General features: G+C 69.3%; 6 protein-coding genes. 2 read left to right on the top strand and 4 right to left on the bottom strand.

The genetic code is table 11. The features are described from left to right. Positions 1-35 precede the first annotated feature (35 nt). Positions 36-1,004, bottom strand: a complete 969-nt coding sequence (locus tag AB0D53_RS18055; protein ID WP_362447058.1) for a hydrogen peroxide-inducible genes activator — start codon at positions 1,002-1,004, stop codon at positions 36-38. A 131-nt stretch (positions 1,005-1,135) separates the two neighbouring features. On the opposite strand from AB0D53_RS18055, the gene AB0D53_RS18050 reads away from it, so the two are divergent. Both AB0D53_RS18050 and AB0D53_RS18045 read left to right on the top strand, forming a co-directional pair. Further along, entirely contained in the window at positions 1,136-1,690 is a 555-nt protein-coding gene (locus tag AB0D53_RS18050; RefSeq protein WP_150487917.1) for a peroxiredoxin, read from the top strand. 12 nt (positions 1,691-1,702) lie between these two features. After that, positions 1,703-2,236 carry an alkyl hydroperoxide reductase gene (locus tag AB0D53_RS18045; protein ID WP_072483998.1) on the top strand — a complete coding sequence of 178 codons (534 nt, stop codon included), beginning with the start codon at positions 1,703-1,705 and terminating at the stop codon, positions 2,234-2,236. A gap of 81 nt (positions 2,237-2,317) precedes the next feature. Here the strand turns inward: AB0D53_RS18045 and AB0D53_RS18040 are convergent, their stop codons facing one another. The 3 genes from AB0D53_RS18040 to AB0D53_RS18030 form a co-directional block, all read right to left on the bottom strand. Beyond that, positions 2,318-3,787: an AI-2E family transporter gene (locus AB0D53_RS18040; RefSeq protein WP_362447055.1), complete on the bottom strand. Its 1,470-nt coding sequence runs from the start codon at positions 3,785-3,787 to the stop codon at positions 2,318-2,320. A gap of 136 nt (positions 3,788-3,923) precedes the next feature. After that, positions 3,924-4,634: a lytic transglycosylase domain-containing protein gene (locus AB0D53_RS18035; RefSeq protein WP_362447052.1), complete on the bottom strand. Its 711-nt coding sequence runs from the start codon at positions 4,632-4,634 to the stop codon at positions 3,924-3,926. A gap of 390 nt (positions 4,635-5,024) precedes the next feature. Beyond that, a complete protein-coding gene (locus tag AB0D53_RS18030; RefSeq protein ID WP_362447049.1) occupies positions 5,025-6,347 on the bottom strand; it encodes a PhoH family protein in 1,323 nt (440 codons plus the stop codon). Positions 6,348-6,498: the final 151 nt, after the last annotated feature.

Here is a 6,498-nt window from a genome sequence, read left to right as displayed (position 1 = left end):
GGTGCGGTCCCGCGGGACCGCACCCCCTCCACCTCTCAGTCGCTCCGCGTGCCGGCCGTCACCCGCACCGGCAGCCCCCGCATCGCCTCCCGCAGCGCCGCCGCGAACTCCTCGAACTCCTCGTGCCGCGCCGCCCCCGTCCGCATCCCCAGCGCCACCCGTCTCGACGGCGCCGGTTCCGCGAAGTACCCGGTGGCCAGCGCGTCGTTGCGGCCGGTCTCGACCGTCACCGCGGTCCGCGGCAGCAGCGTCACACCGAGCCCGCCGGCCACCAGCTGGACCAGCGTGGAGAGCCCGGCCGCGGTCGTGGTGACCGGCGCCCCCTGGGTGCGGCCCGCCTCCCGGCAGATGTCCAGCGCCTGGTCGCGCAGGCAGTGCCCCTCGTCGAGCAGCAGCAACGGCAGCTCGCGCAGCGCCTCGCGCGGAATGTCGGCGCGCCCGCCCAGCCAGTGGTCCTTCTCCATCACCAGCACGAAGTCCTCGTCGAAGAGCGGGAGTTCGCTCACTCCGGGTACTCCGAGCGGCACCGCGAGCAGCAGCAGGTCCAGCCGTCCCGCGGCCAGCCCCTCCAGCAGCGAGGAGGTCTGCTCCTCGTGCACCTGGAGGTCGAGCTCCGGGTATCGCTCGTGGACCAGCCGCAGCACGGTCGGCAGCAGGTACGGGGCGACGGTCGGAATCACGCCGAGCCTGAGCACCCCGGTGAACGGCGCCCGGACCGCCTCCGCCTCCTCCATCAGCTCACCGACGGCCTCCAGCACCGCCCGGGCCCGTACCGCGAGCCGCTCCCCGGCCGGCGAGAGCAGCACCTTGCGCGTCGTACGCTCGATGAGCTGGACACCCAGTGCCTCCTCCAGCGCCGAGACCGCCCCGGAGAGCGCCGGCTGACTCATCCCGATTGCTGCCGCCGCGTCCCTGAAGTGCAGGTACTCCGCGACGGCCACGAAGGCGCGCAGCTGCGACAGGCTGGGTTGTTTGGGCCGACTGCCCGGATTGCTCTGAGCCACTGATAGGCACCTCCGATCATCACGGCCGAGTGTAGCTATTTCCGCGATCAATGCACTCTGTGCCAAGGTGGACTCCGTCCAACCCTCAGGAAAACCCCCAAAAGGGAATTCCTACGCTACAAGGAGAGCGCGTGCTCACTGTCGGTGACAAGTTCCCCGAGTTCGACCTGACTGCTTGTGTCTCGCTGGAGAGCGGCAAGGAGTTCGAGCAGATCAACCACAAGACCTACGAGGGCAAGTGGAAGATCGTCTTCGCGTGGCCGAAGGACTTCACCTTCGTGTGCCCCACCGAGATCGCCGCCTTCGGCAAGCTGAACGACGAGTTCGCCGACCGTGACGCCCAGGTCCTCGGCTTCTCCGGTGACTCCGAGTTCGTGCACCACGCCTGGCGCAAGGACCACCCGGACCTGACCGACCTGCCCTTCCCGATGATGGCCGACTCGAAGCACGAGCTCATGCGTGACCTCGGCATCGAGGGCGAGGACGGCTTCGCCCAGCGCGCCGTCTTCATCGTCGACCAGAACAACGAGATCCAGTTCACGATGGTGACCGCCGGTTCCGTGGGCCGTAACCCCAAGGAGGTCCTGCGGGTCCTGGACGCCCTGCAGACCGACGAGCTGTGCCCCTGCAACTGGACCAAGGGCGAGAACACCCTCGACCCGGTCGCCCTCCTCTCGGGCGAGTGAGCTGACAGCGACATGGCACTCGACGAACTGAAGGCCGCCGTTCCGGACTTTGCCAAGGACCTGAAGCTGAACCTCGGTTCGGTCATCGGGAACAGCGAACTTCCGCAGCAGCAGCTCTGGGGCACCGTCCTCGCCTGCGCGATCGCCTCGCGCTCGCCGAAGGTGCTGCGCGAGCTGGAGCCGGAGGCCAAGGCCAACCTCTCCGCGGAGGCGTACACCGCCGCGAAGTCGGCCGCCGCCATCATGGCGATGAACAACGTCTTCTACCGGACCCGGCACCTGCTGTCGGACCCCGAGTACGGGACGCTCCGGGCGGGTCTGCGGATGAACGTCATCGGCAAGCCCGGCGTGGAGAAGATCGACTTCGAGCTGTGGTCGCTCGCCGTCTCCGCGATCAACGGCTGCGGCCAGTGCCTGGACTCCCACGAGCAGGTGCTGCGCAAGGCCGGCGTGGACCGTGAGACCATTCAGGAAGCCGTCAAGATCGCCTCGGTGATCCAGGCGGTCGGCGTGACCCTCGATGCCGAGGCCGTGCTCGCCGAGTAGGACCAGCAGTACCCCTTGTACGAGAAGGGCCCCAGGGACGACCGACCGTCCCCGGGGCCCTTCTCTCTTGTGCCCGTGGGCCTACTTGCCGGGCCCGTTCCTCTTCGTGTCCCCGTCGGCGCGGTCCTGGGCGTCGTCGCCGTGGTCGATGTCCTCGGGCGGCGATCCGGGCGCGGGTGTCGGGGCGACATCGACCGCCGTCGCCCCGCGTGGGGACGGCGCGTAGCGCAACGCCTGTTCCTGTCCGTACGCCCGCAGATAGCCGACCACCGTGTTGGTGACCGCGACCAGCGGCACCGCGACGACCGCGCCGCCGATGCCCGCGATCATGCCGCCCGCGGCGACCGAGAGGACCACGGCGAGCGGATGCACCCGCACCGCGCGTCCCAGGATGAACGGCTGGAGCACATGGCCCTCGATCTGCTGCACGGCGAGCACCACCGCCAGCACCATCAGGGCGGTGAACACGCCCTGGGTGACCAGTGCGACGACCACTGCCAGCGCCCCGGAGATCACGGCGCCGACCAGCGGGATGAAGGCGAAGAGGAAGATGAAGACCGCCAGCGGCACCGCCATCGGCACATCGAGGAAGAAGATCCCGAGCCCGATGAAGATCGCGTCGATCAACGCCACTATGACGGTGCCCCGCACATAGGCGGTCAGCGTCCGCCAGGCGCGCGGCCCGGCGCCCGCGACGCCCGGCCGGGCCTGGGCCGGCACCAGCTTCAGCACCCAGTGCCAGATGCGCCTCCCGTCGTACAGCAGGAAGAGCGTCGAGAACATCGCCAGCAGCATCCCGGTGAGGAGCTCCACCATCACGGTGACGCCCTGCAGCCCGGCGGAGGTGATCTGCTCGGTGTTGGTGCCGATGGTGTCGCTGAGGTTCTTGGCGACATCGTTGATCTGCTGCTCGGTGACGTGGAAGGGGCTGTCGAGCAGCCAGTTCTTCAGATCGTCGATACCCGTCCGCACCTTGTCGGAGAGGGTGTCGATGTTGTCCATGACCTGCCAGACCACGAACCAGCCGACCAGGCCCATGATGACGAAGCCCAGAATCGCCGTCACGGCGGTGGCCAGCCCGCGCGGCAGCCCGTGGTGCCTCAGCCGGGCGACGGTCGGTTGCAGCATCGCGGTGACGAGCAGCGCGGCGACGAAGGCCAGGACCACCAGCTGCACGGCACTGATGACCCGCATCAGCACCCAGAGGGTGCCCGCCAGGACCAGCAGCCGCCAGCCCGCCTCGGCCGCGACCCGCATCCCCCAGGGAATCGCCGCGACCGGATCGGGCCGGGCGGCGACGGAGGGGGCGTACGAGGGCGGCGGCGGCACATGGCCCGCCCCGGCACCGTGCCGGGCCTCCTCGTCAGGAACGGTGCCGGACGCGACGGCTCCGGAGGCAACGGCCGCGGCGGGCGCGGCGGAAGCGGTCACCGGCGCCTCGGTCCGCGCGGTCTCGTCCCCTTCGGCCTCGGCCCGGCGCTGCTCCAGCCGATCGCCCAGTTCGGTCAGTTCGGCGCCCAGCCGGCCGAGCCACCCCGGAAGTTTCGACATGTTCGTACCTCTTCCCCCGTCTTCTCTCCCGGCCGCTCCCCCGCCGCACCGTCCGGACCGACCGTACATGCACGAAGCCCCTCACCGTAGGACGGAGAGGGGCTCTGCACGATCGGGACCGGAACCTCGGGAGGTTCTAGTACCAGTGGTTGGCCTGCCAGAAGGACCAGGCGCCGCACGGGCTGCCGTACTTGGCGCCGTTCATGTAGCTGAGGCCCCACTTGATCTGGGTGGCCGGGTTGGTCTGCCAGTCGGCGCCGGCGCTCACCATCTTCGAGCCCGGCAGCGCCTGCACGAGGCCGTAGGCGCCGGACGACGGGTTGCTCGCCCGGTAGTTCCAGCTCGACTCGACGTTCACGATGTTGCTGAAGCACTGGAACTGATCGGCGGGCACGATCTGACGCGCGATCGCCTGGACCTCGGCCACGGTGTACGAGCTCTGCTGGGCGAAGGAGGAGGCGCTGCGGATCGAGGAGCGGCTGGCGCGCTCGTCCGCTTCCTTCTTCTTCTCCTTGCGCTCCTGCTCCAGCTTGTCCTCGGCCGCCGCCTTCTTCGACTTGGCGTCCTTGGCGGCCTGGATGCGGGCCGCTTCCTCCACGGACTTCTTCGCCGCGGCATCGGCCGCGGACGCCTGGGCGTCGGCCTGCTGCGTCAGCGAGGCGGTCTGCACCTGGGCCTGCTGGCCCGCGGGGATGTCTGCGAGCAGCGTGGTGTCGGCTGCGGTCGCCTCGAAGTTGTTGTCGTCGACAGCGGGAGTGCTGCCCGAGGCAACGCCAACGACGGCGCCAACGGTGGTTACGGCGGTGGCGGATGCCACGGCGAACCCCCGGACCGAGATCCGGCTCACACGGTGTCCTTCCAGCATCGCCCGCTTAGGTGACCTCGCGGACGCAATCGTGCCCCTGGCGCTGGCCTCCCTACTGCTTGGGTCACGGGAGGCACGGACCCGGTGGGCGACTCCCCGGAGGGAGCGCCGCGTGGTGCTCGCGGGCGGCATACGGGCGTCGATTGTTGAGTTGTGTGGTGCGTGGCACCTCTGGAGGTGCGGGTGTGCCGTATGCGGGGCCTGACGGAAGCAAGACTCTGCCGGAACGGCACGCCGGGAAGCAATTCTCTGTTGCGTGTGAAAGCTCACACCTCGTTTGGAGCAAGTGATTTACGGAAATGGCGCCGCAGCACAGTGCCGCCCGGCTAAGCTGCTTCGCTCGCCGGGCGGCACCAACTGTCGTATCCCGTATCAGATCTGGCCTTCCTCCAGCATTTCGGTCACCAGTGCGGCGATCTGCGAGCGCTCGGAGCGGGTGAGGGTGACATGCGCGAAGAGCGGATGGCCCTTCAGCTTCTCGACCACGGCGACGACTCCGTCGTACCGGCCGACCCTGAGGTTGTCCCGCTGGGCCACGTCATGCGTGAGCACCACCCGGGAATTCGTCCCGATCCGGGACAACACGGTCAGCAGTACGTTCCGTTCCAGCGACTGGGCCTCGTCGACGATCACGAAGGCGTCGTGGAGCGAGCGGCCCCGGATGTGGGTGAGCGGCAGGATCTCCAGCATCCCGCGCCCCAGCACCTCTTCGAGGATCTCGCGCCCGGCGACCGCCGAGAGCGTGTCGAAGACGGCCTGCGCCCAGGGGCTCATCTTCTCGGCCTCGGTGCCGGGGAGGTAGCCCAGCTCCTGCCCGCCGACCGCGTACAGCGGGCGGAAGACCATCACCTTCTGGTGCTGTCTGCGCTCCAGGACGGCTTCGAGCCCGGCGCAGAGCGCCAGCGCCGACTTGCCGGTGCCGGCCCGGCCGCCCAGTGACACGATGCCGACGTCCTGGTCGAGGAGCAGATCGAGGGCGATGCGCTGTTCGGCGCTGCGGCCGTGGATGCCGAAGGCCTCCCGGTCGCCGCGCACCAGGCGCACATTGCCCTCGGCGGTGACCCGGCCGAGCGCCTTGCCCCGCTCGGACTGGAGGACCAGTCCGGTGTGCACGGGCAGTTCGGAGGCTTCGGGGACGTAGAGCGTCTCCTCTCCGTAGAGCAGGTCCACCTGCTCGCCGCCGAGGGAGAGTTCCGACATGCCCGTCCAGCCGGAGTCGGTGATGGCGAGCTCGGCGCGGTACTCCTCCGCGAGGAGGCCGACCGAGGACGCCTTGATGCGCAGGGGCAGGTCCTTGGAGACGACCGTGACGTCGTACCCCTCGGCCTGGAGGTTGCGCGCGACCGCGAGGATCCGTGAGTCGTTGTCCCCCAACCGGTAGCCGGCTGGCAGTACGCCGGGGTCGGAATGGTTGAGTTCGACGCGCAGCGTCCCGCCCAGGTCCCCGAGCGGGATCGGGGCGTCGAGCCGGCCGTACCGGACCCGGAAGTCGTCCAGCAGACGCAGGGCCTGCCGGGCGAAGTAGCCGAGCTCCGGGTGGTGCCGTTTGGCCTCCAGTTCCGTGACCACGACGATCGGGAGCACGATCTCGTGCTCGTCGAACCGGGTCATGGCGTTGGGATCGGCCAGCAGGACGCTGGTGTCGAGAACATAGGTGCGCCTGTCGGACATGCGGCGCTTTGTGCTGGTCACCACGGAAGGACGTACCCCCTCGGACGAGGTTGGGGTGCGACGGCGTCGCGGAGCATCCCAATGGGAGAGGACTGACCGGGCGTGGGCCCCGATGCGCGGGCCGGGCACCGGCCCTCCGCGTCGGCCGTGCGGTTCGTACGGTCCTTCGTGTGCA

The sequence above is a fragment of the Streptomyces sp. NPDC048295 genome (assembly GCF_040652135.1).
GTDB lineage: Bacteria > Actinomycetota > Actinomycetes > Streptomycetales > Streptomycetaceae > Streptomyces.
This window is presented reverse-complemented; position numbering and strand designations above follow the sequence as displayed.

Coding starts and splice junctions, on each gene's coding strand:
- AB0D53_RS18045 (WP_072483998.1), top strand. CDS start 1,703: ATGGCACTCGACGAACTGAAGGCCGCCGTTCCGGACTTTGCCAAGGAC.
- AB0D53_RS18040 (WP_362447055.1), bottom strand. CDS start 3,787: ATGTCGAAACTTCCGGGGTGGCTCGGCCGGCTGGGCGCCGAACTGACC.